27 protein-coding genes, 2 pseudogenes and 1 riboswitch are annotated in these 24850 nt (G+C 35.3%); of the genes and pseudogenes, 5 read left to right on the top strand and 24 right to left on the bottom strand.

Annotated elements, in window-relative coordinates:
• Positions 1-534 precede the first annotated feature (534 nt).
• Positions 535-1083: a signal peptidase I gene (locus B5V89_RS16775; protein WP_108073104.1), complete on the top strand. Its 549-nt coding sequence runs from the start codon at positions 535-537 to the stop codon at positions 1081-1083.
• A gap of 151 nt (positions 1084-1234) precedes the next feature.
• On the opposite strand, the gene B5V89_RS16770 is transcribed toward B5V89_RS16775, so the two are convergent.
• The 5 genes and pseudogenes from B5V89_RS16770 to B5V89_RS16750 all read right to left on the bottom strand — a co-directional run bounded on the left by B5V89_RS16770 (position 1235) and on the right by B5V89_RS16750 (position 6319).
• Complete coding sequence (locus B5V89_RS16770; protein ID WP_108073102.1) at positions 1235-2674, bottom strand: C39 family peptidase; 1440 nt, start codon at positions 2672-2674, stop codon at positions 1235-1237.
• 182 nt (positions 2675-2856) lie between these two features.
• Positions 2857-3611, bottom strand: a pseudogene (locus B5V89_RS16765) (amino acid ABC transporter ATP-binding protein).
• A gap of 19 nt (positions 3612-3630) precedes the next feature.
• Positions 3631-4290, bottom strand: a complete 660-nt coding sequence (locus B5V89_RS16760; RefSeq protein WP_108073100.1) for an amino acid ABC transporter permease — start codon at positions 4288-4290, stop codon at positions 3631-3633.
• Between the two features lie 45 nt (positions 4291-4335).
• Positions 4336-5487: a saccharopine dehydrogenase family protein gene (locus B5V89_RS16755; RefSeq protein ID WP_108073098.1), complete on the bottom strand. Its 1152-nt coding sequence runs from the start codon at positions 5485-5487 to the stop codon at positions 4336-4338.
• 31 nt (positions 5488-5518) lie between these two features.
• Positions 5519-6319, bottom strand: coding sequence for a transporter substrate-binding domain-containing protein (locus tag B5V89_RS16750; protein WP_108073096.1), 801 nt, complete (start codon positions 6317-6319; stop codon positions 5519-5521).
• A 189-nt stretch (positions 6320-6508) separates the two neighbouring features.
• Here B5V89_RS16750 and B5V89_RS16745 point away from each other — a divergent pair, with 189 nt between their 5' ends.
• Positions 6509-7183: a GntR family transcriptional regulator gene (locus B5V89_RS16745; RefSeq protein ID WP_108073094.1), complete on the top strand. Its 675-nt coding sequence runs from the start codon at positions 6509-6511 to the stop codon at positions 7181-7183.
• Between the two features lie 34 nt (positions 7184-7217).
• Here the strand turns inward: B5V89_RS16745 and ybaK are convergent, their stop codons facing one another.
• From ybaK to B5V89_RS16685, 12 genes are all read right to left on the bottom strand, one after another.
• On the bottom strand, positions 7218-7694 hold the full coding sequence (ybaK, locus tag B5V89_RS16740) for a Cys-tRNA(Pro) deacylase (RefSeq protein WP_107920232.1): 477 nt from the start codon (positions 7692-7694) through the stop codon (positions 7218-7220).
• 144 nt (positions 7695-7838) lie between these two features.
• On the bottom strand, positions 7839-8141 hold the full coding sequence (locus tag B5V89_RS16735; protein WP_066233542.1) for a hypothetical protein: 303 nt from the start codon (positions 8139-8141) through the stop codon (positions 7839-7841).
• 293 nt (positions 8142-8434) lie between these two features.
• Positions 8435-8896: a Gfo/Idh/MocA family protein gene (locus tag B5V89_RS20500; RefSeq protein ID WP_244913528.1), complete on the bottom strand. Its 462-nt coding sequence runs from the start codon at positions 8894-8896 to the stop codon at positions 8435-8437.
• Positions 8877-9359, bottom strand: a complete 483-nt coding sequence (locus tag B5V89_RS20495; protein ID WP_244913527.1) for a Gfo/Idh/MocA family protein — start codon at positions 9357-9359, stop codon at positions 8877-8879. The genes B5V89_RS20500 and B5V89_RS20495 overlap by 20 nt, the downstream gene beginning before the upstream one ends.
• Before the next feature lie 260 nt (positions 9360-9619).
• Positions 9620-10237 carry an NUDIX hydrolase gene (locus B5V89_RS16720; protein WP_108073092.1) on the bottom strand — a complete coding sequence of 206 codons (618 nt, stop codon included), beginning with the start codon at positions 10235-10237 and terminating at the stop codon, positions 9620-9622.
• 38 nt (positions 10238-10275) lie between these two features.
• On the bottom strand, positions 10276-11121 hold the full coding sequence (locus tag B5V89_RS16715) for a class I SAM-dependent methyltransferase (protein WP_108073090.1): 846 nt from the start codon (positions 11119-11121) through the stop codon (positions 10276-10278).
• A gap of 211 nt (positions 11122-11332) precedes the next feature.
• On the bottom strand, positions 11333-12691 hold the full coding sequence (locus B5V89_RS16710; protein ID WP_108073088.1) for an LLM class flavin-dependent oxidoreductase: 1359 nt from the start codon (positions 12689-12691) through the stop codon (positions 11333-11335).
• Between the two features lie 20 nt (positions 12692-12711).
• On the bottom strand, positions 12712-13266 hold the full coding sequence (gene ssuE, locus B5V89_RS16705) for an NADPH-dependent FMN reductase (protein ID WP_108073108.1): 555 nt from the start codon (positions 13264-13266) through the stop codon (positions 12712-12714).
• 82 nt (positions 13267-13348) lie between these two features.
• Positions 13349-13452, bottom strand: a riboswitch (SAM riboswitch).
• Between the two features lie 112 nt (positions 13453-13564).
• Positions 13565-14245 (bottom strand): ABC transporter permease, encoded by a 681-nt coding sequence (locus tag B5V89_RS16700; RefSeq protein WP_066233522.1) that lies wholly within the window; start codon positions 14243-14245, stop codon positions 13565-13567.
• Positions 14246-14262: 17 nt separating this feature from the next.
• Positions 14263-15180, bottom strand: coding sequence for an osmoprotectant ABC transporter substrate-binding protein (locus tag B5V89_RS16695; RefSeq protein WP_376067278.1), 918 nt, complete (start codon positions 15178-15180; stop codon positions 14263-14265).
• 9 nt (positions 15181-15189) lie between these two features.
• Positions 15190-15843: an ABC transporter permease gene (locus tag B5V89_RS16690; RefSeq protein WP_108073086.1), complete on the bottom strand. Its 654-nt coding sequence runs from the start codon at positions 15841-15843 to the stop codon at positions 15190-15192.
• 11 nt (positions 15844-15854) lie between these two features.
• Complete coding sequence (locus tag B5V89_RS16685) at positions 15855-17006, bottom strand: betaine/proline/choline family ABC transporter ATP-binding protein (RefSeq protein WP_108073084.1); 1152 nt, start codon at positions 17004-17006, stop codon at positions 15855-15857.
• Positions 17007-17276: 270 nt separating this feature from the next.
• Between B5V89_RS16685 and B5V89_RS16680 the strand changes: the two genes are divergently transcribed.
• Positions 17277-17813 (top strand): GbsR/MarR family transcriptional regulator, encoded by a 537-nt coding sequence (locus B5V89_RS16680; RefSeq protein ID WP_108073082.1) that lies wholly within the window; start codon positions 17277-17279, stop codon positions 17811-17813.
• 126 nt (positions 17814-17939) lie between these two features.
• Positions 17940-18332 (top strand): annotated as a pseudogene (locus B5V89_RS16675) (thiol-disulfide oxidoreductase DCC family protein).
• A 67-nt stretch (positions 18333-18399) separates the two neighbouring features.
• On the opposite strand, the gene B5V89_RS16670 reads toward B5V89_RS16675, so the two are convergent.
• The 5 genes from B5V89_RS16670 to B5V89_RS16650 form a co-directional block, all read right to left on the bottom strand.
• Complete coding sequence (locus B5V89_RS16670; protein WP_108073080.1) at positions 18400-19611, bottom strand: MFS transporter; 1212 nt, start codon at positions 19609-19611, stop codon at positions 18400-18402.
• A gap of 58 nt (positions 19612-19669) precedes the next feature.
• Positions 19670-20551, bottom strand: a complete 882-nt coding sequence (locus B5V89_RS16665; RefSeq protein ID WP_066233505.1) for a LysR family transcriptional regulator — start codon at positions 20549-20551, stop codon at positions 19670-19672.
• Positions 20552-20790: 239 nt separating this feature from the next.
• Positions 20791-21642: a DUF817 domain-containing protein gene (locus B5V89_RS16660; protein WP_244913526.1), complete on the bottom strand. Its 852-nt coding sequence runs from the start codon at positions 21640-21642 to the stop codon at positions 20791-20793.
• A gap of 43 nt (positions 21643-21685) precedes the next feature.
• The gene (locus B5V89_RS16655; RefSeq protein ID WP_066233503.1) at positions 21686-21904 is read right to left on the bottom strand and encodes a helix-turn-helix domain-containing protein; all 219 of its coding nucleotides are present in this window, start codon (positions 21902-21904) and stop codon (positions 21686-21688) included.
• A gap of 10 nt (positions 21905-21914) precedes the next feature.
• Positions 21915-22397: a DUF2975 domain-containing protein gene (locus tag B5V89_RS16650; protein ID WP_066233499.1), complete on the bottom strand. Its 483-nt coding sequence runs from the start codon at positions 22395-22397 to the stop codon at positions 21915-21917.
• Positions 22398-22663: 266 nt separating this feature from the next.
• Between B5V89_RS16650 and B5V89_RS16645 the strand changes: the two genes are divergently transcribed.
• Entirely contained in the window at positions 22664-23458 is a 795-nt protein-coding gene (locus tag B5V89_RS16645; RefSeq protein ID WP_066233494.1) for an ABC transporter ATP-binding protein, read from the top strand.
• A 27-nt stretch (positions 23459-23485) separates the two neighbouring features.
• Here B5V89_RS16645 and B5V89_RS16640 read toward each other — a convergent pair whose 3' ends face one another.
• On the bottom strand, positions 23486-24025 hold the full coding sequence (locus tag B5V89_RS16640) for a histidine phosphatase family protein (protein WP_108073077.1): 540 nt from the start codon (positions 24023-24025) through the stop codon (positions 23486-23488).
• Positions 24026-24099: 74 nt separating this feature from the next.
• Entirely contained in the window at positions 24100-24807 is a 708-nt protein-coding gene (locus B5V89_RS16635) for a DNA alkylation repair protein (RefSeq protein WP_108073075.1), read from the bottom strand.
• Positions 24808-24850 lie beyond the last annotated feature (43 nt).

Raw genomic sequence — 24850 nt, 5'->3', positions numbered from 1 at the left:
GAACTTTTTACAATACCTTTACCATTTTTTAAGTGAAAAGCATGATGTGATTTTTCTAGAAGTATCTTTGAACAAGACAATTAGTTTATATGGATTAGAAAATTCAATATAAACAAAATTGAACAAATATTCACTTAACACAATTGTATAGGAGACAAGATATGACGTAAATTGGGGTAATTATAGAAATAAAAGTCAGTGCTTTTAGCCCACTATTGGTAGGTAAAAACTCATAAGTATGTATGAATTATGAATAAAAATAGAAAATCGAACCTTTATTCCTAATGTCTTTTCTCCTATAAACAAAGGAAAAAAGGTGAAATTACAGTCGAAATTACCCCAAATTGGTCATTACTTGAAATTTGGTGAAGTTAAGGAAACAAGAGAAATAATAAGAATTGTCTACATTTCTATCGGAATATGAGGAAAATTAGGATAATATAGCGGTTTTTAAATGGAGAAAAACAGTTTACAATGACGAGAGAAAACTGTCTTTGTTGAACATTCTGAAAACAAAAGAAGGTTGTGAAGCTTATGATTAAAAAACTATCAAAGTTTATTTCGATCCTTTTTCTTGCAATTATCTTTTTTGTCATTGTTTTTCTACTCTATTTCTCATTTCAATCAAAAAAGCATCCTGAAAAAGTACCTACACTCTTTGGAATTAGCCCTTTAACCGTTTTAACAAATAGTATGCATCCTTTTATTAAAGCTGGAGATTTAGTTTTTATTAAAAAGGTTGAGCCTTCGGAAGTGAAAGTAAATGATGTAATAACCTTTAAAGAAACACCGACAAAATTTATTACCCACCGTGTAATCGCTATTAAAAAGAATAAAGGCACGATCGGATTTGTTACGAAAGGCGACAATAATAATGTAGCTGATTCTAAAATTGTTACAACTGATCAACTTGTAGGAAGTCTACAATTAAAAATTCCGAAAGCAGGATACTTTTCAAAGTTTGTTAGCGGACCGATCGGATTTATCCTTTTAATCCTAATCCCTGCCATCGGCTATATTTGTTTAGAAGTTTATGAAAGACTATCAAAACAAAAGAAAAAACAAGCACCTGACATATTATAACTTCACAAAAAAATTATTTAAAAATAATACTTAAACTATACTAAAAAGGCACCTTGTGAAAATTTCACAAGGTGCCTGACACTTCTGTTGATACTTCTGTAAAGACACTTCAGTTAAATACACTCCCGTAAATACCTTTTATAAAGGAGCTTTAGTAGTAGCTGATTGCTTGGTTGCCGAATTGTTTCCAGCCTTCGATGAATTGTTTAAGTGGTTTCTTTTTATTTTTCTTACCGTCCATTGGGTCATTAAAGTAGACGTATTTTTTGTCATAGCCGGTAATTAGAACTGAGTGTTCTTTATAGGTGATACGAATTTTGCTATGAGGTGTATACCAAGTTGTCCAATACTTACTAGGTACATAGCGGAACCAACTCGTTGTGACGACCCAGACCGGATGTCCTGCAGCGACATAATCCTTTACTTTATCAAAAGAACTCCCTGTCAAATCAACAATTCGATTTGGCAAATATTTTGAGCCTAAAGATGCGATGGGTCCATGATAAACAGCAAGGCCCGGTTTTTTGAAGGTGTATATATCCCCAACAAAACCGTAATATGGATTACCAAAATATTTTTTCCCGTTTTTTACCTTATATTTCGTCGGATCCTTTTTCACCTTGGAGGCAAGGGTCATCTTACTTACTTTCACCCCTGCATCACCTAACAGCATTGCTAAACTAGTAACTTCGCATCCCCTTGCAAGTTCTGGAAACTGTTTAACAACTGGCGCAGATACCACTTTTTTGGTTGGCCGATTTTTTGCTTTTACCTTAACTTTCTTTGTTTTACTCTTATTCCCGGCAGCGTCTATAGCATAAATATCAAAAGAGGAATTTGCCTTCTGTAATGGCATCCTATATGTGAATTTTCCCGAAGTTCCTGTTTTAATTTTAGCCAGCCGTTTTTTTCCTTTGTAAATAAAGACCGTTGCCCTCGCCTCAGTTATTCCTTTAATAGAAAACGATTTGTCCGTAACTAATTCCATTTTGGGTTCTGCAGGTGGTATTTTGTCCGCAACTGTTACAGTAACAGTTCCACTTTTTCTCCCTGCTTTATCAATTACATATACCGATACCTTCGTGCCAGCCTTCAAAGGTCTCTTATCGTCGAAGTCCATTTTAAAAGATTTCGAGTTTTTTAGTTGCATAGATTTTACTTTTTTATTTATTGTAATGTAAATTGTACTATTGGGTTCAGCCGTTCCAGTTAAAAAAGTACTTTTGTTTGAAATGGGGTTTAAAACTGGTTTTTTGGGTGCGGGTGCCGCTTGTACCTTTTGATAAATAATCTGTTGTTCATCATCTTTAATAAAAATGAATTTTACCTGTTTGCCTGCTTTTAATAATGAAGAAGGGTAAAATTCAAAATAACCCGTATCCGCATTATATGTTTTTAGACTTAATTTCTGTTCATCTACAAATGCCTCTACTGAAGTTTGGTTCGCAGCTTTGCCAGTAATTACTTGATCTTTATCATTGAATGGATTTATAACGGGAGACCATTCGTCCGCCAAAACCGATTGTTTAAATCCACATAACGCAGCAAAAAAAAGAATAACAAATGGGATGACTTTCACTATCTTGACCAAATTCCCTTTCTCCTCCCTATTTAACAGATAAATTTTAATTTTCTATTTTTATTATATTATCAAATTTTCAGTTAATTATATAGATCAATTTTCCATTTTATCGTGTATTTAAGATATCTCCAGAATCAAACATAAAAAAAGCACCTAGTTTTTTACGACTAGTTGCTTTTTTTATTGCATTTTTAAATCGCCTCACTTTTTGAAAGAAAACGTTTCGTTCTTTCTTCCTTTGGATAATTAAAAATTTGATCTGGTGTCCCTTCTTCAACGATCACTCCACCATCCATAAAAATAATTCGATCGGCTACTTCTCGTGCAAATCCCATTTCATGTGTTACAACGACCATGGTCATCCCTTCTTGTGCCAATTCCTTCATTACTAATAAAACTTCGCGTACAAGTTCTGGGTCAAGCGCTGATGTAGGTTCATCATACAGCATAACCATCGGTTCCATAGATAGAGCTCTAGCAATTGCGACCCTTTGTTGCTGCCCACCTGAAAGTTGTGATGGATAATGATGAGACCTTTCCCCAAGTCCTACCTTTTCCAATAAGGTTTCCGCAAGCTTCCTAGCTTTCTCCCGTTGCATTTTTTTATCACAATCGGACCTTCCATAACATTTTCAATCGCGGTTTTATGAGGAAATAAATTAAATTGTTGAAAAACAAATCCGGTATTTTTCCGTATTTCGTTTATAATTGACTTCCGACTTTTGTTCAGCTTTTCCCCAGCGATTAAACTCCGTTGACCGACGTGGATAACCCCTTCGTTTGGTTCCTCTAAATAAGTAATACATCTTAGTAACGTTGATTTCCCTGATCCACTCGGCCCCATAATAACAACAACTTCACTTTTGTTTACAGAGAGATCAATTCCTTTCAATACTTCATTACCTGCAAAGGACTTTTTTATATTTTCTAATTGAACTACCGTCATACCTATCCCCCTTCAATAATTATGATTGAACTAAATGTTTTGATGTTTTCTTCTCCATTTTGTCTAAAAGGATAGTAAAAAATGTTATTAATATCCAATATAAAGCTGCAGCCAGTAAGTAAATAGTTAATGGTTCAAAAGTTTTCGCAATTAACAATGAGGACATTTGCAATAGTTCTGTAACGGTAATGACAGATACTAGCGATGTATCTTTTATAAGAACAATAAATGTATTTGATAATGTAGGAATAGCTATGCGGATACTTTGAGGTAAAATAATTCTTCTTAATGCTTGCCCGTAGGTCATTCCTAAAGAAACCGAAGCTTCCATTTGCCCTTTATCAACCGACATTATTGCAGAACGGAAAGATTCGCATAAATAAGCCCCGGCATTTAAACTTAATGCAAGAACGCCTGAAGGTATCGGATCTAATTCGATATTTATTTGCGGAAGGCCGTAATAAATAACAAATATTTGAACTAGAAGGGGTGTTCCACGAAAAATTGATACATAGATTGAAGCAATCACTTTTAATATTTTAATCTTTGATAAGCGTGCTAAAGCGGTAAAAAAACCTAAGACTAGTGCAATCAGTATTGAAACGATAGCTAAAAGAATCGTCATTAATGTAGCGTTTAATAATGTTGGCAATGATTCAATAATTATTGAGATATCCATGAAGTTTCCCCCATTCATCCACTAAGAAGGTACTCTTTAACAAAATTACATTGATTTTTCCTTAAAATTAATCGTAACTCCTAAATGCTGTAATTCTTCCATAAATGGATCAAAACGTTCCCCGACAATGATATTTTCGATAGGAACGACACCCACTTCCTTCACTTTTCCAGAAGCAATCCAATGTGCTAATAGCATTGCAGGCATAGCTGTTGTTTTAGCCATTGAGGTAATATTTCGTTCGTGATCATAAAAATCAACCATTTCCCATGAATACTTCATCTGCTCTCCAGCCTTTTTACCAGTTACCTCTACTCTTAATACGGTAATATCTTCATTCGATTTTCCTTTTAACTTTGGAGTTAGCACCTTTTCAGTGAATAATCTTGGAGTAATTTGGTGGCCGTGAATATCAATTGGGGTATCATCAAAGAAGCCTAGTTCAGCTAAAGTCGCCATTTTATCCCAATGGCCGGCATAACGAACGGTTTTTTCATATAATCTATTAACCTTGTTTTTTAAAGTATAGGCCGTACTATGAGCATCGGTAATTACTGCCTCACAATCTCCTACCGGTTCAGGGAAGGTTATCTTTTCTAATCCAGATAGAGGCGGTAATTCAACTAGTTTACCATTTTCAGCAGCTGTGGCCGGTCTGGTGTAAAGCCCCATAACACTTTCAAGGCGAAAAACAACTTGATACCATAAAGGTGGTAATGGATGTCTAGGAATTCCTCCACAAATCATGACAGCTTCATCTGCTTCATCAAGCATTTGGATTCCTTGGGCAGCAAGAAAATTTGTGATACCTGGAGCTACACCACAACCGGGCATAATAATCACCCCTGCCTCTCTTGCTTGTTGATCAAGCTGCATCTTCTCATCAATCTTTGAACCTACCAGATCGACTATATGACATTTAGCTCTAATTGCAGCGTGAATCACAGGCAAGCTTAATGAATGTGGTAAACATGCTACTGCAATATCAGCATCTTTAAGGACTTGATAGATTTCCTCGTCAGAATTTAACGAAGTCGATAATCCTTTCACTTTAGGGTGTTTTGCTTTTTTCAGACATTTATCAATACTATCTTGACTGACATCGACTGCAGTGATTTGATCAATACTCGAATACTTAACAAGTTCACTAACTACAGTGGTTCCAATCATCCCAGTTCCTAACACTTTTACTTGCATATAAACCACTCCTTAATTGATGTAAATAAAATTACTTTACTAAAGGCTCAGTTCCAAACCATTTTTTATAGATTTCATTATACTTACCGTCTTCTTTCATCTCTTGTAATATTTGATTGACTTTTTTAACGAAATCTTCATTTCCTTTTTTTACAGCCATGCCAATTTCGTCTTTATTTAAAATGTCACTTGTAATTTGAATTGGAAGGTTCTTTTCTTTGATGTTGTAGCTCATTAACAATTGGTCATTAATAATCACATCAAGTCTTTTATTAATTAAATCTTGTACGTAGTCGTTCATTGCTTTGTAAAGCTTAACATTTGCTCCATCAACACTTTTTGCAACTTCTTCAAATGTTGTTCCACCGCCGACCCCAACATCTTTACCTTTAATATCATTCAAAACCTTAATGTTATCTGTATCTTTTCTTGTAACTAACACAGAACCTGTCACTACGTACGGATCGGTAAAATCCACGCTTTTCTTTCTCTCATCTGTCACTGTCATTTGACCGATAATAATATCAAATTTATCCGATTTTAACCCTCCAATAAGACTTTCCCACTTTGTCGCAACAAACTCCGTCTTTACTCCCAACCGTTTTGCCATTTCATTTGATATGTCTACATCGAATCCCTCATATTCTTTTTTATCATTCAAAAAGTTAAAAGGAGGGTAAGTCCCTTCAAAACCGACTTTTAGAACTTTAGCATCTTCCACTCGATCAAGTACACCTTTTTTGCTGCTACCCCCTGATTCTTTGCTTCCACAACCTGACGCAATTCCCACAAAAACCAACAATGCGAGCATTAACAACCAATATTTCCTCATACTCCATCCCCCTCATAATTTTTGTCCTTTGATAATGCTTACACATTTTTTATATATTGTTGCTCAAAATTGTAGTACAATTTATATGTAGTTTAAAGCTAAAAGATTCATTCTGTCAATATATTTTGAATATTTAGTCCAAATGAAACAATCATATCTATTGAAAGTAAGGGTAAGGTGGGGATAACAATGAAAAAAACATCCATGGAAAACGTGGTATATCAACATTTAAGAAATGCCATTTTATCTAGGAAATTGGCACCTGGTAAACAATTAAAAGAAACGACCATATCCGAGGCATTACAAGTTAGCCGCACTCCAATTCGTAATGCCATTCAAAAATTATCACTTGAAGGTCTCGTCGATCTGATACCTAACAAAGGTGCATTCGTAACAAATCCAACAAGAGATGAAATTATACAAGCATATCAATTAAGGGATAAATTAGAATATATGGCGGTATGTACAGCCATCGATTATATGGATGAAAATGATTATGAAGAAATCAGTCGTTTAATTGAGGAAGAACATAAGGTGTTAGTAGAAAAGAATGTAGAAGAATATGTAACTGCAAACAAACAATTTCATTTATTAATAACGAGAAAATGCCAAAACAAATTTTTAAATAGTTTTATTGAGACACTTATTAACCAAACTAGCATTTATTTAATCCTATATGACGATTTTTTCGAAAATCCTTTGCAGAAACCTTATAGTCCAAAGGAGCACAAACGAATACTTGAATTAATTAAAAACAATAAAAAAGATGAGCTTAAAATTGAGTTAAGCAAACATTTCGAACATGCATTGGAAAGTGTAGATAATCAGTATAGGGGATATCAAGAATTGGATGAGATTTTTTAAATCTATTAAAGGGTTAGGTAATATTTACTAACCCTTATTTAGACAAATCCACGTATCGGGCCTTCACTACTCTTTCTAAACTTTCTGGCTCCAACTCAATTTGCACGCCAATATTTCCTCCGCTTACAATAATTGTATCTAGTGTTCGTGCTTTTGCATCAATAAAAGTAGGAAATAATTTTTTCATACCGATCGGGGAACAACCACCACGGACATATCCGGATACTTTGATAATATCCTTTACTGGAATCATTTCTATCTTCTTTTCCTCTGCAGCCTTTGCTGCTTTCTTTAGGTCAAGCTCAGCATCAACTGGTATGATAAACACATAGTATGCCTTGCTTGAGCCTTGGGAGATTAGGGTTTTATATACGACTCCATCTTCTCTTCCAATTTTTTCAGCAACTGACACTCCATCAATTTTCCCGTCATCAGTTGTGTAAGTCATCATTTTATATGTGATTTTTTCCTTATCTAGTATTCTCATCGCATTCGTCTTTCCTTTTTTCATTTCTTCAGCCTTCCTAAGTTCCAAGTTGAATTAATTTTTTTGAATATCCCACAATACTACATTTTTAGTCTACCTTTAGGGTTTATTGATTCAACGACTTTCTATACCGTATAAAAAACAGGGTCTTCACTTCGCTGTTTTAGATCAAAGAATAACTAAAACAACTACGAGATATAAAATGATATACGCGAGATATAAATAAACTATATTGAGATTTAAACGCTTACACATTATTCTTAGCATATCGACTAGTTTATTGTTATTTATGAACCACTGTATAACAAGTGCAGCAAGAGCTAATCCTAAAATAATTTGAAGTGCGAGATTATCGGTTAAACATTCAAATAAAGGAAGCAGTTTTAATGCAATCGTGAATGCAACAAAGGATAAAAAAGACTCAAACGCTTTATTAGGTTGTACTTGCCTTTCTTCTTGTAATGGATTCACTGTCCTTTTCCCTCCTCTTTATATATTAATTTTCTTATTATTTTCTCCACTGTAGATTCCCAGTACTGAATTGATGTAGGTCCAGTATAGTCTTTATTTTTATAATGGACTGACATATTGTAATAAAAACGTTTCTTTTCAGCGTAACTATAAGAATTTGAAACCCAAGATCATGCATAGGAAGGTTTAAAATAGAATTGGTAAAATCTATTTCTACCCAAGCTGAACTATCACAGAAAGATGCCGCAAAAGTGGTTGACTTCTTTTTAGAACTAATTACGCTAAACTATATATTAATTTGCCAAAATCTTATCTAATATAACTTGGTTTTCATATCCATCTTGAATTGTTGGTAAATCTCTATCTAATTTGTCAAAAATAATATATTCATATACTTTTTCCAAAAACGGATAAAAAGCAGGATAATAAGCCTTCGCTTCTAAAGTAAGATGAACAGGAATATTCTCTTGTTGAAGAATATGGATTTTTTTTAATGGTTTACTTCCTTTTCCATATTTAAGAGTATTATCATTCATCAGCACAATCGTTCCCGCACTACCAAATATCCTTAATTGGGATCCGAATCCATGGTTTACCCCTGAAAGCAGTTGAAGGGAAAAAGTAGAATTATTCTTCATCTTTCCATGAATGAAAAAAGCATCATCTGCATCCCGAAACTCACCTGCTCCTTCTGGAACATGTGTGTGTACAAAGCCATTAATTTTTTCTATTTCATCACCTACTATCCATCTCATTACATTCGATCATATGTGATCCAATTGCACCTAACATTCCACCAAATTGTTTTTTTTGCGCCATCCATCCTCTACTTGTTAAGTGAAGATGCTCATATTGTGTACTCGAAATATGATAATCAAAATGAATAAGATCCCCAATATTGTTTTGAAATAATTTTTTCATTTTTTGCCTGATAGGAAGAAATCTCCATTCAAAATCTATCATTACTTTGGCGGAATAGTGTGTCGTTAGTTCTATTAATTCTCTCGATTCATGGCGATTCATTGTAAATGGCTTTTCGCAAACAATATTAATTCCTTTTTTTAGTGCTGTTTTAACCATATTATAGTGAAACGGAGGCAATGAACTTACAAATAATAGATCGAGTTCTTCATAATCTATCATTTTGTTCCAGTTTCGATAATGTTTAGGAATAGTTGATTCACTAAATATTCCATCTGGGATTTGATGACGATTCATCGTGCAAACTGCAGTTAATTTCATCCTAGGATGTGTTTGAATAATGGGAGCTTGAACCCACTCGCATCACGGCTCTCCTCCTCCTAAATTAAGAGCAGTAGATTTTGTCTACTGCTTCTAGATTGTGTTTATTTACGAAATTACTTTTTTGTAACAAGACCCCTGCCTGTGAAGTTCGCAGAAACTGGTGTTTTCCCAACTTCCCTCGCCCAAACAGATACTTAACCAATATGACATAAAACAATCAGAATTTAAACAATTCAATCAAAATATATACGTTCATCTGAACTATTTGCTATTCTTATTGCCATCTCAATTTGTGATTTAGTATTTCTGGCTTCTGATAGTTCAGGTAGTTCATTTTCAGCAAAAAAGCTTACATCACTGGTTTCAATTCCTTCTAAAGACATCCCGCCAATAATTTCGCATTGGATGAAAACTTTATATACATGATAAAGTGAAGGTGGATGTGGATGATACTTTTTATCTAGAATTCCTAATAGTTTAACTGCTTTTACATCGTAGCCTGATTCTTCCTTTACTTCTTTAACAGCAACTTCGCTTGGCGATAATCCAATGTCCGCCCATCCTCCAGGTAACGCCCACTTGTTATCTGTCTTTTCTTTGACCAATAGAATTTTCTTATTTCTTAAAACAACAGCTCGAATATCTACTTTTGGTGTTTGATAGCCTGTTTCATTTGCAAATAAATCTTTTATAAAGGTTGTATCCATATTTGTCTGATTGGATAGGATTTCTATACTAATCTTTCTTATTAATTCAAATCTCTCCTTGTCATAAATATCATTAGAATAAGTTAACCCTGCTTGGGCAATTGCTTGTAACTGTTTCACCCATTCTAGCCATTTTAGTTCCATAATCATTCACCTTTTTATTTCATTTTTCTAATTTACATTTAGTTTGCTGTAAAAGCATAGACTGACAAAGGAATAATTTTATTTACTTTAATATGCTCTTCTAGCATGTTTTTTTCAGATTGAAGGAGTTCTTTAAGCTTTATAGGTAGTTCACCATTTTTTTGTAGTTCTTCATCAAATTCTGTTAAAACATTATGTATTTCCCATTGACCATCTTGTATATCTGGGGAAAAAATAGATGTTTCATTCGTGATTGTCCAACCAGCATGTTTTGCGATTTTTATTATTTCATTTGGGGTAAATAATGTTCGTACATTTGATTCACTGTTGTCCTTAAACGACTCAAGTTGTGCTTGAATAAGAATAGATAAAAAATGAGAATACTGTTCAATTTTATGAATGTTTGTATCCCATTCTGCAAAACATAATTTTTTTCCCCATTTTTTAATTTTGCTCAGTATTTCAAATAATTCTTTTTTTGACTTTAAATACCACGAGCAATGTGATAATACGATACAATCAAAATATCCATCTGGAAAATCTATTTCAGGGGACAGTATATCCACATTAAAGTTCATATTAATCTGCTTACCTAACTTTGAATGTGTTAAATACATTGCAGAATCACCTAATGATACCGGACTACCGTAAGATTCAGAACCAATATCTACTCCTTGAACTAGACCACTTTCTCCTACATAATAGGCAAGCACTGCTGTTGTATCCCCTTGACCGCAGCCTATTTCAAGGACCTTATCCCCTTTTTCAATTTCCCAAAACTCAACTAGTTTCATACGATGCTTTGTTTGTATCCTTTGAATATCCCGCATTTCTATATTTGCAGCCATACAATCAACTATGGTCTCTAATACTTGTTTATTCATCAATACCCTCCAAATACAAAAAGATAATTTCAAAAAATCCTTTGATATATAAAACTTCGATAATCTATAAAATAATCCTTCTTTTTAAACATTCAATCCACCAAGCGGAATAGGCGTTTCAAAATGGCTTTTATTTCAGCCAATTCTAGTGCTAATAGTAAAATATGAAAAACCTTATTTCGTAGTTTACGAGAATAAGGTTTTTCATATTTTAAACAGGTATTCTCCTATTTCGATGTTGTCTAGCTGGATGATGTTCATGTAAAAAATCATTTCCAAATAATTTTTTCCGGAATGTCCCTTCTTCATATTTTTTTCTGACTAATCCACGCTCTTGTAGAATTGGTATGACAAATTCTACGAAATCCTCAAAGGTTCCAGGCGTAATCGCATAAGCTATATTAAAACCATCTACTCCCGTTACTTCTACCCATTCCTCTAATGAGTCCGCAACTTTCGTTGGAGAGCCGACAATAACTGGACCTAATCCACCAACCCCAACAAATTCTGCTACTTCTTCTACAGTAAACTCTGAGTATGACTTCAATGCTGACTGAATAGCATCGTTTTTCACATATTGAATTTTCTCTTGTGGATTAAGTTCCTCTAAATTGAGTCCAGTCCATCCGCCAACTAATGCTAGTGCACCTTCGTAGCTCGCGTATTTTTTGTATTCATTATATTTCGCTTCTGCTTCTTCTTGTGTCGGGGCGACAATTGGGGTAATAAGAGTTAGAATTTTTATTTCTTCTGGTTTTCTTCCAGCTTTAATAGCTTCTTCCCGAAAAGCTTGAACTGTCTTTTTCGTACTTTCCATTGTAGTTGCGCCAATGAAAACTAGCTCTGCATGCTTTGCCGCAAATTTTCTGCCTCTAGAAGATGCACCCGCTTGAAAGATAACAGGTGTTCTTTGAGGTGATGGTTCACATAAATGCGCACCTGGAACTTTATAATACGTACCCTCGTGTTCAATATCATGAACTTTACTCGGATTCGTATAGATCCCCTTCTCTTTATCTACAATAACGGCGTCATCCTCCCAACTCGCTTCCCATAATTTGTAGACAACATCCATATATTCATCAGCAATATCGTATCTATTATCATGACTAAGCTGTTTATCAAGGCCGATATTTAATGCAGCACTATTTAAATAGGAGGTAACAACATTCCAGCCGATACGCCCTTTCGTTAAATGATCTAAAGTAGAGATTCTCCTGGCAAACGTATATGGATGTTCGTAGCTTGTTGAAGCTGTTAATCCAAATCCTAGATGTTTTGTTACTTGAGCCATTATTGGAACGACAAATGCCGGATCGTTTACCGGTACTTGTGCACCTTGGCGAACTGCAGGATCCCTTGAGCCTTGATAAACATCATAAGTACCTAACACATCAGCTAAGAATATCGCATCAAAACAACCCTTTTCCAAGACCTGCGCAAGATGAGTCCAATATTCTGCATCTTTATAAGTAGAGGAGCGATCTTCTGGGTGTGACCATAAACCAGGGGATTGATGACCTGCACAATTCATATCAAAAGCATTCAAATAGATTCTTTTTTTTACCATTTTCAGACCTCCTAAATTTTTTACAAAGATTGCGCTGTAAATTGTTTGAGCTGTTTAATCGACTTAACAAATCCGTCAACCTGCTCAGATAATCGTTGAATCGACTCAATATGTGTCAGAGGATTTCGTTTATTGGATTTGTCAATAGCACTTTCTAAAATATAAATTCCTTGTAAAGGATTTCCCTTTAATGTTGTTATGAGTGGTTTTAATGCATAATCTAGAGCGAGTAAGTGCGCACCACTGCCTCCTACCATTACAGGAAAAACAGGTTTTCCCTTAAGTATTCTTTCAGGCAATAAATCAATTAATGTCTTTAATACACCTGTGTAGGATGCTTTATACACAGGTGATCCGATAATGACGCCATCTGCATTTATAATCGTTTGTGCCAAATGATTAATATCCGGACTGTCATAACGGCTATTTACTAAATCTAAAGGTGAGAAATCGACAACTGAAGCATACGAAACAGAAATCCCTTCTTTCTCTAATAAAAATTGAACATGTTTCAACACAAGATCTGTTTTGGACTTATCAGATGGGCTCCCACATAAAATTACTACTTTACTCATATCACTAACCTTCTTTCTTATAAAATTTTTCAAGCAAAAAGTCCCCTTTTCAAAAAGAAAAGAGGACTCCTCAATGCGTCATCTCTTATCTTCCAAGCGAATGCTTGCTGGAATTAGCACCTTTCTACCTAAGTAGAGGTTGCTGAAGCTTCTTCGGGCCAGTCCCTCGGCTTCTCTGGATAAGAATTATTTAATTGTATTAATAATAATATTTGAACATTTAATATGTCAAGATTAATTCTGACTTTTTTTATCTGAATTATAAGTCTTGTTGTTGGTCTACACCCTCTGTTCCATATTATGCAGCTTCCTTCATTTCTAATTTTACTTCTTTTTTCTTTTTCACAGGAGATAGGATTCGTTCCAGCCAGCCCATCAAAAAGTCTGCAGCAACTGCCATTAATGCAGTCGGAATCGCTCCAGCCAATATTATGGACGAACCGTTCGTTACATTCGTACCGCGGACAATAATATCACCTAGTCCACCTGCTCCGACAAATGTTCCGATTGTTGCAATCCCAATTGCGACAACTAGTGCGTTTCTGAGACCTGCCATAATAACGGATAATGAAAGTGGCAGCTCAACCATTCTTAGTATTTGAAATTTCGTCATCCCCATCGCTTTTCCGGACTCCAACAAGAATTGATCGACATTAACAATTCCTGTATAAGTGTTCTTTAAAATTGGCAAAAGTGAATATAGAAATAATGAAAGGACTACTGTATTTGTTCCTAACCCCATAACTAACATTAGGACCGATAACATCGCTAAGGCAGGAATCGTTTGGATAATATTTGCAAGTGAAATTACCCACGTACTAAGCCTGCGGTATCGCGCAATGATGATTCCAAACGGAATAGCAACAATCGCAGCAAAAATTACCCCGTATGCTGACATTAGAAAATGTCGATAAAACTGTTCCCAAACATATCCACCATTGTGAGCGTAATAATCAAATAATCCTTGTATCGTATTCAATTCACACACCTCCAGTCTTACTCAAAATAGTTATTTTCCTCTAAAAACTCTTTAGCAACAACAGAAGGCTCTTTCATTTTCCCATCGCTTTCATAATTCAATTGCTGCATTTTTTTCGTACTAATCTTTCCAACCAGCTTTTGTAAGATTCCTTTTAGTTCAGGATGTTTTTTTAATACATCATTTCTAGCAACAGGCGATGCGTCGTAAGGTGGGAAGAAATGTTTGTCATCTTCCAGTACCTGAAGATTATATGCATTGATTCGGCCATCCGTTGTATAAGCTAAAACAACATCCATTTTTCCGCTTTGGACTGCTTTATAAACGAGACCGATTTGCATTGGGAAGGTTTGACCGAATTCGAAGCCATACTCCTTCACAAAACCTTCGTAGCCATCCCCTTTTCGTTTTAACCATGAATTATCAACACCTAAACTCAAGTCTTTCACCATTGGTTCTAATTGGGAAACTTTTGATATGTTATTTTTTTCAGCAAAGTCTTTCGTTACAGTAAATGCATACGAATTGGCGAATCCATATGAATCAAACCATGTTTGATCAAAACGTTTATCAAATTCTTTCTGAACAATTTTTAATGCCTTTTTTGGATCGTTCACTGGATCCATCCCAAGAGCACCCGGCAAATCGGTACCTGTATAGCGTGCAGCTGAGATATCAACATCCCCGTTAAGCATTGCTTTATGCAAAACGATGGATGAACCTAAATTGTTCACCAAATCCACCTTTAAATCCGTATAATGTTCGATCATATATTTTTCCATATATCCAAGAATTTGTGTTTCTGTTGTTGTCACCATACCTATCGAAATCGATTTATCTGAAGATGCACTTAAACCAGGTAAAGAGCATCCACTGATGATCAATGAGATTGACAAAACGAAGACGACAAACCATTTTCGTTTTTTCATACTAATGCTCCTTCCTTATGCAGCTTGTTCTAATTTACGTATCCCTTTCGGTGTTGCCCAATTTTCAAGTTTTCCTAATAAGAGATCGACAAGCAGAGCAAGAATTGTTACCAGGATTGCCCCTGCAATAATAAACTCTGTTTGATATAAATTAAGTCCACTAAATATATAGTCACCAAGTCCACCTGCACCGATGAAGGCAGCAAGTGTTGCCCATCCAATTAAATAAACGGTAGACAATCGAATACCAGCCATAATAACCGGTATCGCTAATGGAATTTCGACATAGCGAATCCGTTCCCATCCAGTCATACCCATCCCGCGACCTGCCTCAAGCAAGTTTCGTTCGATCCCTTTGACACCTATATATGTGTTTCTCAAGATGGGTAGGACTGAATAGAAAAATAACGCAACAATTGCAGGCACCTTTCCAACACCTAGAATCGGAATAAAAAAGGCTAAAATAGCGAGACTCGGAAAGGTTTGGATGACACCAGCAATACCCATGATTACTCCTGCTAATTTCGGTGTTCTCGTTAAAGCAATCCCTATCGGAACGGCAACAATTATTCCTAGGAAAACAGCAATGATAGAAATATAGAAATGCTGCCATGTTTTAAATAATAACTCGCTCCAATTACTAGTTAAAAATTGTATAATGCTATCCATCTAGCTCCCTCCTAGCCAACATTTTTCGTTTCAATCTCCTCTTGTACATCACCCCAAATAGAATCGTAGACAATATCTACTAAACTAGCTCTAGTTACAATCCCCACTAAACGATTGTGGCCATCGACTACAGGAACATATTTCATTCCCATTTTTAATATTTTTCGAATCGTATCTCGGACTAATGTTTCTTTTTCAACAGCAAATACTTCCGTTTCTAATACATCCGCTACTTGAACCATTTTCTTGCGATTTTGATCTATTATTTCTACATCAATATATCCTTTTAAAACTTGGTTTCCATCGACTACGAGGAGAGAATCTACTCGTTTTTCCTTCATAATCTGAATCGCTTCGGATAGGGATTTATCTTCCGTAATCGTAATTGGGTTAGCGTTCATTACCTGCTCAACCGTTTGTATATTTGGTCTTGCTTGTAATAAACGTTCTTTACCGATAAATTCTTCAACAAAGTCATTGGCTGGTTCACGTAATATCTCATCCGGAGTACCGACTTGAACTAATTGACCATCTTTCAAAATCACAATACGATCCGCTAGTTTAAGTGCTTCATCCATATCATGGGTAACAAATACAATTGTCTTCCCTAGCGTTTGTTGTAACTTTTTGAATTCATCTTGTAAGGAATCCCGTGTAATGGGGTCAAGTGCGCCAAACGGTTCATCCATTAGTATTAATGGTTGGTCCGCTGCAAGTGCACGAAGCACACCAATCCGCTGCTGCTGTCCACCACTTAACTCATGTGGGTAACGATCTAAATAGTCTTCTGTCATGTTGACCAGTTTGAGCAGCTCCTTGGCCCGCGCACGTCGTTTCTCTTCCGGCCATTTTAATAGTTTTGGAATGAGTGATATGTTTTGTTGAATGGTCATATGGGGGAATAAACCAATTTGTTGAATAACATACCCGATTTCTCTTCTAAGTTGTACTGGATCCTTTTCCATTATATTTTTTCCATTAATATAAATATTGCCACTTGACGGTTCAATGAGACGGTTGATCATTTTCATCGTTGTTGTTTTCCCACAACCACTTGGTCCGATGAATACAATAAACTCTCCTGGATTAAATTCTAAATTTAAATCTGAGACTGCTTTCTTTCCGCCTTTATACACTTTTGTTACATGATCAAATTTAAGCAAAATGAAGACACCTCCGTAAATTTCATAAAATACTTACTTTTTTATTTACCATTTAATTGTATCGTACAATTTGTGAAATATAAAGTTTATAAATTTTATATATTGTATAGATTATAAGCAAATTCGTGAGTGCATATTGTTAAAAACCACATTATTCTTACTATTACTTTTACATGCTCCGTTTTACTCCCTGTATTGCTTGTTTATTTTTTCCTAAATTTGTGATACATTGACTTAGTAAATTAGGTGGTTGAAAGGAGCCTACTACCTATGGATGAGAAACCATTAAAATTAATTAATCAAGCTAAAGAACAATATATAGAGAAGATTGCAGATAATATGCGTACGTATGGAGTATCCACTACGGTTGGTCGTGTTCTAGGTATTATTTATATGAACCGGAAACCGATGACGCTTGATGAACTATCTGCTGCAACTGGTATGAGTAAAACAAGAATGAGCCAAGTTGTTCGTGAAATGCTTGATATCAATATTGCTGAAAAAGTTTTCGAAAAAGGTGTTCGCAAAGATATTTATGATGTCGAATCCGATTATTACGAAACCTTTATTTCTATCTTCACCTCCAATTGGCGAAAAACGATCAATCGCAATAAAATATTTGAAAAAAAATTATCTAGAGAACTCTCCCTATTAAAGAAACATGAAGAGTTATCACCAGAAGTTGAAGCAAGCGTCAATGAACTACTGAAAGAAATGAAAGTATGGTCAGACTACTATCAATGGCTAACTCGGTTAGTTGACTTTTTCGAAAGCGGGGAAATTTTCGAGCACGTTCCAAAATCGTAGACCAGCTATGTATCAATACTCCTATTTTCATAAGTGGGAGTATTATTATTTACCCATTATTTTTTACTTATAAACATAATTAATATGTTATCCTTAATTTACATAAAATTTAGTGGGTGATTTTACATGGGCGGAATCATTTTATTTGATGGTGTATGTAATTTTTGCAATAGCAGTGTACAGTTTATCTTGAAGAGGGACCCTAAAGGCTATTTCAAGTTCGCATCACTACAAAGTGAAACTGGAAAATCACTATTGGATAAATACCAGATTAATGAGGATATTAACAGCCTTGTATTAATAGAAGACGATACATATTTTATTAAATCAAACGCAGTTTTAAGAATTTGTAAACATTTACGAGGATTTTGGCGACTCTTATCCATTTTTCGTTTCGTACCTATACCAATTCGAAATACATTTTATGAGATCATCGCAAAATATCGCTAAAGATGGTTTGGAAAAAGAGAAACTTGTATGATTCCAAGCAAAGAGGAAAGACAAAGATTTTTAGATTAGTTTCATCATTTCGATAAAAAAGAGGAGAGAATAGCACTCTCCTCTTTTTTATTCGATTTATAAAAATTCAAGCAATATGCGAGGACAATTGTAGTTTTTTCTTTGTAATAACACCTAAGCGTATTGAACAAGCAATCGCAATTAAAGAAAAAATGACAATCATACTAACAACGCCGATCCAGCCAAAATCGCTATAAAATGTTCCACCTGCGGTTCCACCGATACTAGAGCCAGCGTAGTAGAAAAATAAATACAATGATGATGCCTGGGCTTTATCATGGGTTGACAGTTTACCGACCCAGCCGCTCGCTATTGAATGTCCAGCAAAAAAGCCAAAGGTAAATATGGCAATCCCAATAATTTTCAACGAAAGATTTGTATTCAATGTAATTATCGCGCCAATCAATAAAATAAATAATGAAACTTGTATCATTCTTTTGCGACCATGTTGGTCAGCCAATATCCCCATCCATGTTGAGCTGAATGTTCCCACAATGTATACAATAAAAATAAAACCGACCAATGTTTGACTTAATGAGTATGGAGGTGCGACTAATTGGAATCCAATATAATTATAAAGTGTTACAAAGCTTCCCATTAATAAAAAGCCAATACAGAATAAGTAAATAAGTCCTGGCTCTTTAAATTGGCTAAAAAGCGACTTACCTAATTTCTTTACTTCAAACGGTCTAGGTTGAAAATGAGTTGAATTTGGTAACACAAGCCAAAATAACAAGCTGGCGAATAAACTTATGATTCCAATACCTACTAGCGCAATATGCCAATTAAAATAATCAGTTAACATCCCGCTAATAATTCGGCCACCCATACCACCTATCGAGTTCCCGCTTATATATAAGCCCATTGCCATCCCAAGACTTTTCGGATCTATTTCTTCTCCTAAATAAGCCATTGCAATTGCTGGTAACCCAGCTAGCACAATCCCTTGTAAAATTCGAAAGAGTAATAGTAAATGAAAATTTGGGCTTAAAGCTGTCAAAATAGCTAAAATAGATGATGCTACTAAAGAAACAGTCATAACTGATTTTCTTCCGTACACTTCCGATAATGATCCAACAAGGAGCATACTAATTGCTAATGCAATCGTTGTTGATGATAATGTTAAACTAGAAATGGCTGGTGAGAGGTGGAACTCTTTCGCGATCTCGGGCAATAATGGTTGTGTGCTCCAAAGAATAGCAAATGTATTAAATCCCCCAGCAAACAATGCTAGGCTTGCCATTCGAAAGTTTTTTGTTCCACGTTCGATATAACTCATGATGAATACTCCTTTTTACTAGTAATGTTCCATGTCCTAACAACTGGAACCATTAATCTCATTGCAAATTACCTTGATTTTTTACATATTGAATAAATCGTTTTGTTACAGGTGATAAATAACGACCTTCTTTCCAAGCAATCCCTATTGTACGAGTACATAACGGCCTAGCAACCCGAAGTAACTTCACTTTATTTTTGTCCAAAATACTTAAATTAGGGACAAGTGATACTCCTAATTTTGCCCCAACGAGTCCTGCAACCGTTCCAATTTCTTCACCCTCAAAAACTACTTTTGGCGTAAAATTAGCCTGTTCACAAAGCTGATCCGTGATCGTTCTCAAACCGTATCCATCTTTAAATGCGATAAACGGTTCATCTTTTATATCATGTAAATCAACTGTATCCTGATTCGCTAACGGATGATGGATAGATACGATAATAAATAATTCTTCAGTAATCAGAGGAAGCCTAACAATATCCTTATGTTCTTGATGCAACGAAACAAGTGCAACATCAATTTCACCTGATTCTAATTGTTCCAAAACTGAAAGTGATGATGCTTGATTCAATTGAAATTTCACATTAGGAAATTGACTTTGGAACGAACTCACGATTTCAGGGACAAAACTAATTCCGAGTGAATGAAGAAAGGCTAACGATACTGTCCCATGCTCAGGGTGTAGTGCTTGTTTTATTTCCTCAACCCCATTCTCGATTTCCTTAATCGAACGCTCAACACGATAGAGAAACATTTTCCCGTATTGATTTAAGATAATGTTTCTTCCGTTACGGTCAAATAACGGTACTCCTAACTCCTCTTCAAGCTTGGATATGGATCGACTCAATGCCGGCTGCGAAATGGATAATGATTCAGCGGCACGCGTAATATGTTCTGTTTTTGCAACGACTTGAAAATATTGAATTTGATGCCATTCCATCGCGAATAATCCCACCTGTTCTTTTTACATACTTATCATACTCCTCCCCCTTCATAACTTCCAATTGTATATTTGCATCATATTCATGCATGTAGGTTATGAGAGAAGCGAAAGCATCGACATAAAAGAATTATGGGAGCTTAAATTATCGTAGGGACAGCAATGAATGAAATACATATTTGAAAAAAGTCGAATTCCTTACTGTGATAAGGATCCGACTTTTAATAAGAGAATTACAATCATTTACTACTATCAATACTGGTAGTGCTTTTTCCCTTAACCTGTTTTAACGTCGCTACTATAAGAAAGCTAACAATCACTAATAAAAGCCACGAACTTACCTTTCCTAGATGAACGAGACTCCAGGCTTCGGTTTGGTTTGGATATTGCCAAGCTCCAAAGAATGTGGCGATATTTTCGGCTACCCATATAAAAAATCCGATGAGCACAAAAGAAAATGATAGTGGCATACGGTAACGTGTTCCATTAACTTCATATATGACCCATGACTTCCAAAAAACGATAATGACAAGCCCTGATAACCATAAACGGACATCAATCCAATAGTGGTGAGTAAAGAAATTCAAATAAATCGCAGCTGCAAGAGGTACAACTACCAAAAATGGTGGCCACTTAACCAGCTCAACCTTCAACCTCCTCCAAGCCTGGCAAAGATAACTCGCTACGCTTGCATACATGAATCCGCTATACAAAGGCACTCCAAAAATTTTGAAATATCCTTCCTCTGGGTAAGACCAAGAACCCATATGTACCTTGAAAAGTTCAAGAGCAAGTCCAATAAGGTGAAACAATGAGATTACCTTTAATTCATCCATTGTTTCAAGTCCAGATCGAACCATCCACCACTGCATCAGAAGGCAAATGATCAGCAGCCAGTCATACCTAGGCAGGAAGGGAAGCGGTATGATTTGTGTAAGAGCCAAAGAGGCAAAAATAACGACAGGAAACAAACATGATAATGCCTGTTCCCATCCAAAATGAACAAGTTGCTTTAGTGGTCTCGCGATTTGTGCTTCGATTTTCGAATGATTATATGCATGTGTAGCTCCCCTTTTACGAACTTGATTCATTGAAATCTCCCCTCTCCTTTTAGTGTTAAATATCCCCATTTTATTAATCTTTAATTTCATCACTTCGATATTCTAAAATATCTCCTGGCTGACATTCTAAAGCTTTACAAATTCCCTCTAAAGTTGATAATCGAATCGCTTTTGCCTTTCCGTTTTTTAATATTGAAAGGTTAGCCATTGTGATTCCAACCTTCTCTGATAGTTCGGTTACACTCATTTTCCTTTTAGCAAGCATCACATCAATATTGATTATAATTGCCATTGTTTTCACCTCAAACCGTTAAGTCATTTTCTGATTTTATATCAATCGCTTCTTTTAACAGCTTTTGAAGAACAGCGGCAAAGACTGCAATCACCATGGAAGCAAAAATAACGACCAATCCAATTAAGATAATACCTGGAGCATCGTCTTTATCAGCCGCTAGATAAAAAAGCGGCATACCTCCCGCATATAGGATACTGATAGAAATGGCACAGTATTTTATATTTTTTAACGCAGTTACAGAAATTTTTGAGAAAGCTTTATTTTTGTCAATATAACTTAAAAGTTTAAATGCTTGATAAAGGGCAAAGTAAAAAGGTATCGCCGTTACATACATATAGATTAAAACAAAATATTTAATATAAGTAATATTTGGAAGAAGTTCTGCTGAATAATTCGCTATCTTTGGCACCAAAAAAATACACAAAGCAAGAATCGGAATTCCAATAAGAATAACAGCTATCTTCAAAAAGAGTGTTGACACTCGTTTCATAAAAAGCACCTCACCTATTTAATGTCTTTTTTGAATTTAACATAACATTTATCGATTTACAATAAAAAATTATTGAATTTTGTTAGATTATTATTGTTACAAAATTAATTCATTAACTATAGAAAAGATAAAAAGCAATAGCATTCGATGATTTTGGGGGACGTTTAATTTTGCTTTTTTTCGGTGAAGGGTGTTATCATATATTCAATATTTTCTAAATAGTTTAAAACCGTTAATTACAATCACCTATAAAAGGAATGAAGCAAATGATTATTAATATGAAGAACGTATGCTGGAAACGCGGGGAAAACTGGATTTTACAAAATCTATCATGGGATGTGAAAGAAAAAGAGCATTGGTGTATTCTCGGACTTAACGGATCTGGAAAAACAACTCTACTTAATATGATTAATGGGTATATTTGGCCGACAAAAGGAGAAGTGAATGTATTAGGGAACAAATTCGGTCGTACCGATCTACGCGAGCTACGGAAATCAATTGGATGGGTAAGCTCCTCATTACAACAGCAGTTACCTGATGAAGAAATAGTCGAAAATATCGTATTGAGCGGCAAATTTGCAAGCATTGGTTTATATGAACAAGCATCTCCACAAGATTATGAAAAAGTTCATGATTTACTCACATTACTAGATTGCCAGCATTTAAGAAACCGAATGTACCAAACTTTATCCCAAGGTGAACGCCAACGCATACTAATTGCAAGAGCTTTAATGGCCGCGCCAAAATTACTTATACTAGATGAACCATGTACAGGACTGGATATCATTGCTCGGGAACAGCTTTTACAGTTGATTGAAACATTAGCGAATCAACCAGATGGCCCTACTTTGATCTATGTTACACATCATGTTGAAGAAATTCTTCCTTCCTTTCAAAAAACTTTATTATTAAAAAATGGTGAACCATTCGCCTCCGGTAATACAGTTGATCTATTAACAGAAAAAAGATTATCTGAATTTTACGGAACACCCATTTCTGTTACAAAGAATCTTGAACGGACTTGGCTGTCATTTAAAGAAACTTTATCCGTGAACACATGAATATCATGCGTTCACTTTTTGTTAATCCTATTTCCAAATTCTCTTTATATTAATTGAATTGGTATCAAAATCCAATTGATAAACATCTGGATTCGTCAAATCCCGCCATGTTTCAAAAGAATACTTGTTATTAAAATAATTTAGTATTAAAGATAATAAATTCCCATGTGTTGCAACTAAGGTCGTGTCATATGGTCCTTCTACTATCTCTGTTATTACATCGATCGCACGCTTTGCAGCCGTCCTACTTGATTCCCCGCCATCAAAGCAAAGATCTACATCTTCAAACGTTCTTCTTAGCATGTCAAACCATTCGGGTTGATCAGTTGTACTAAGTACCCTCTCAGTTAAACGTGTATCTTTAACGATTCTAAGTTTCTTCATATTTGCGAGTGGAACTACGGAATCAACAGCTCTCTTAAAAGGACTTGCTATTATTTGATCAATATTTTTAGTAGTAAAAAATTCCGCCAATTCAACAGATTGCTTGATACCTATTTCAGTTAAATTAGCATCCCTTTCCTGACCGAATGCCTGGCAATGACGGATAAGGTAAATCGTTTTCAATAACGCTCTTCCCCTTTATGAAACAGTTTTTTGTTCATTATTATATTGAACCGCCTACGCAACTAAGCCAATTTTTAGCACCTAACATATTTGCGTTTGAAACCAAGTCTTCCTCTATCAATTTCTTTTTGAATATTTTCGTAGGCGTTTAGAAGACTGCTTTTTTTATTTTCCCGTTTGACTTCTACTATACCTACTTCCTTAGCGGTCTTGACTGCCTTTTCATGAAGTGGCAAATAAGAAATCCCCACTGTGGATAGAAAGTTATTCATAGACGATTTCGTTCGTTCTGGCAATTCATGGATCGTATTTTTCACAATATCAAGCATATTGGAAATCTTGCTTTCGGAAAATTCAATGTCTTTACGATTTCCTAAAAGCCAGCAGTAGCAACTCCAGCCCGCTGACATTCTCAGCTCGTCACCGCTTGCAATCCACTTATCTGCAACGTCTTGTGCAATATCGGACTCTGATAAAGTTACTGCCACCACATAATCGGACAGCATATAAAAATACGCCCCATCCATCCAACGATCAAAATCCGACTCTGTCATAGCTTTCGGATCTGCAATAATGCCTGCAAAGTACATTGCATCGTAGTTACCTGTAGAATAAAGCTCTTCCGCTAAAGGTTGATTTATTTTTATTTTCTTTGCCATTGGTTTCATAGCGCCTGTAGCTACACCAAAAAGAGGCTCATGAGCACCATTCGATATGTACATTTTTTTCATTCGATCCTTACCGAGGGCTTCAAGCTCCTGCATAACTGTTGCAAAATCCATAGTTGCACTTCCTTCCTTAAAATCGTTTTGTCAAAACTTTTAT

The sequence above is a fragment of the Heyndrickxia sporothermodurans genome (assembly GCF_003055045.1).
Classification (GTDB): Bacteria; Bacillota; Bacilli; order Bacillales; family Bacillaceae_C; genus Heyndrickxia; species Heyndrickxia sporothermodurans.
This window is presented reverse-complemented; position numbering and strand designations above follow the sequence as displayed.

Coding starts and splice junctions, on each gene's coding strand:
- B5V89_RS16775 (WP_108073104.1), top strand. CDS start 535: ATGATTAAAAAACTATCAAAGTTTATTTCGATCCTTTTTCTTGCAATT.
- B5V89_RS16760 (WP_108073100.1), bottom strand. CDS start 4,290: ATGGATATCTCAATAATTATTGAATCATTGCCAACATTATTAAACGCT.
- B5V89_RS16755 (WP_108073098.1), bottom strand. CDS start 5,487: ATGCAAGTAAAAGTGTTAGGAACTGGGATGATTGGAACCACTGTAGTT.
- B5V89_RS16750 (WP_108073096.1), bottom strand. CDS start 6,319: ATGAGGAAATATTGGTTGTTAATGCTCGCATTGTTGGTTTTTGTGGGA.
- B5V89_RS16745 (WP_108073094.1), top strand. CDS start 6,509: ATGAAAAAAACATCCATGGAAAACGTGGTATATCAACATTTAAGAAAT.
- ybaK (WP_107920232.1), bottom strand. CDS start 7,694: ATGAAAAAAGGAAAGACGAATGCGATGAGAATACTAGATAAGGAAAAA.
- B5V89_RS20500 (WP_244913528.1), bottom strand. CDS start 8,896: ATGAGATGGATAGTAGGTGATGAAATAGAAAAAATTAATGGCTTTGTA.
- B5V89_RS20495 (WP_244913527.1), bottom strand. CDS start 9,359: ATGAATCGTCATCAAATCCCAGATGGAATATTTAGTGAATCAACTATT.
- B5V89_RS16720 (WP_108073092.1), bottom strand. CDS start 10,237: ATGGAACTAAAATGGCTAGAATGGGTGAAACAGTTACAAGCAATTGCC.
- B5V89_RS16715 (WP_108073090.1), bottom strand. CDS start 11,121: ATGAATAAACAAGTATTAGAGACCATAGTTGATTGTATGGCTGCAAAT.
- B5V89_RS16710 (WP_108073088.1), bottom strand. CDS start 12,691: ATGGTAAAAAAAAGAATCTATTTGAATGCTTTTGATATGAATTGTGCA.
- ssuE (WP_108073108.1), bottom strand. CDS start 13,266: ATGAGTAAAGTAGTAATTTTATGTGGGAGCCCATCTGATAAGTCCAAA.
- B5V89_RS16690 (WP_108073086.1), bottom strand. CDS start 15,843: ATGGATAGCATTATACAATTTTTAACTAGTAATTGGAGCGAGTTATTA.
- B5V89_RS16680 (WP_108073082.1), top strand. CDS start 17,277: ATGGATGAGAAACCATTAAAATTAATTAATCAAGCTAAAGAACAATAT.
- B5V89_RS16670 (WP_108073080.1), bottom strand. CDS start 19,611: ATGAGTTATATCGAACGTGGAACAAAAAACTTTCGAATGGCAAGCCTA.
- B5V89_RS16665 (WP_066233505.1), bottom strand. CDS start 20,551: ATGGAATGGCATCAAATTCAATATTTTCAAGTCGTTGCAAAAACAGAA.
- B5V89_RS16660 (WP_244913526.1), bottom strand. CDS start 21,642: ATGAATCAAGTTCGTAAAAGGGGAGCTACACATGCATATAATCATTCG.
- B5V89_RS16655 (WP_066233503.1), bottom strand. CDS start 21,904: ATGGCAATTATAATCAATATTGATGTGATGCTTGCTAAAAGGAAAATG.
- B5V89_RS16650 (WP_066233499.1), bottom strand. CDS start 22,397: ATGAAACGAGTGTCAACACTCTTTTTGAAGATAGCTGTTATTCTTATT.
- B5V89_RS16645 (WP_066233494.1), top strand. CDS start 22,664: ATGATTATTAATATGAAGAACGTATGCTGGAAACGCGGGGAAAACTGG.
- B5V89_RS16635 (WP_108073075.1), bottom strand. CDS start 24,807: ATGGATTTTGCAACAGTTATGCAGGAGCTTGAAGCCCTCGGTAAGGAT.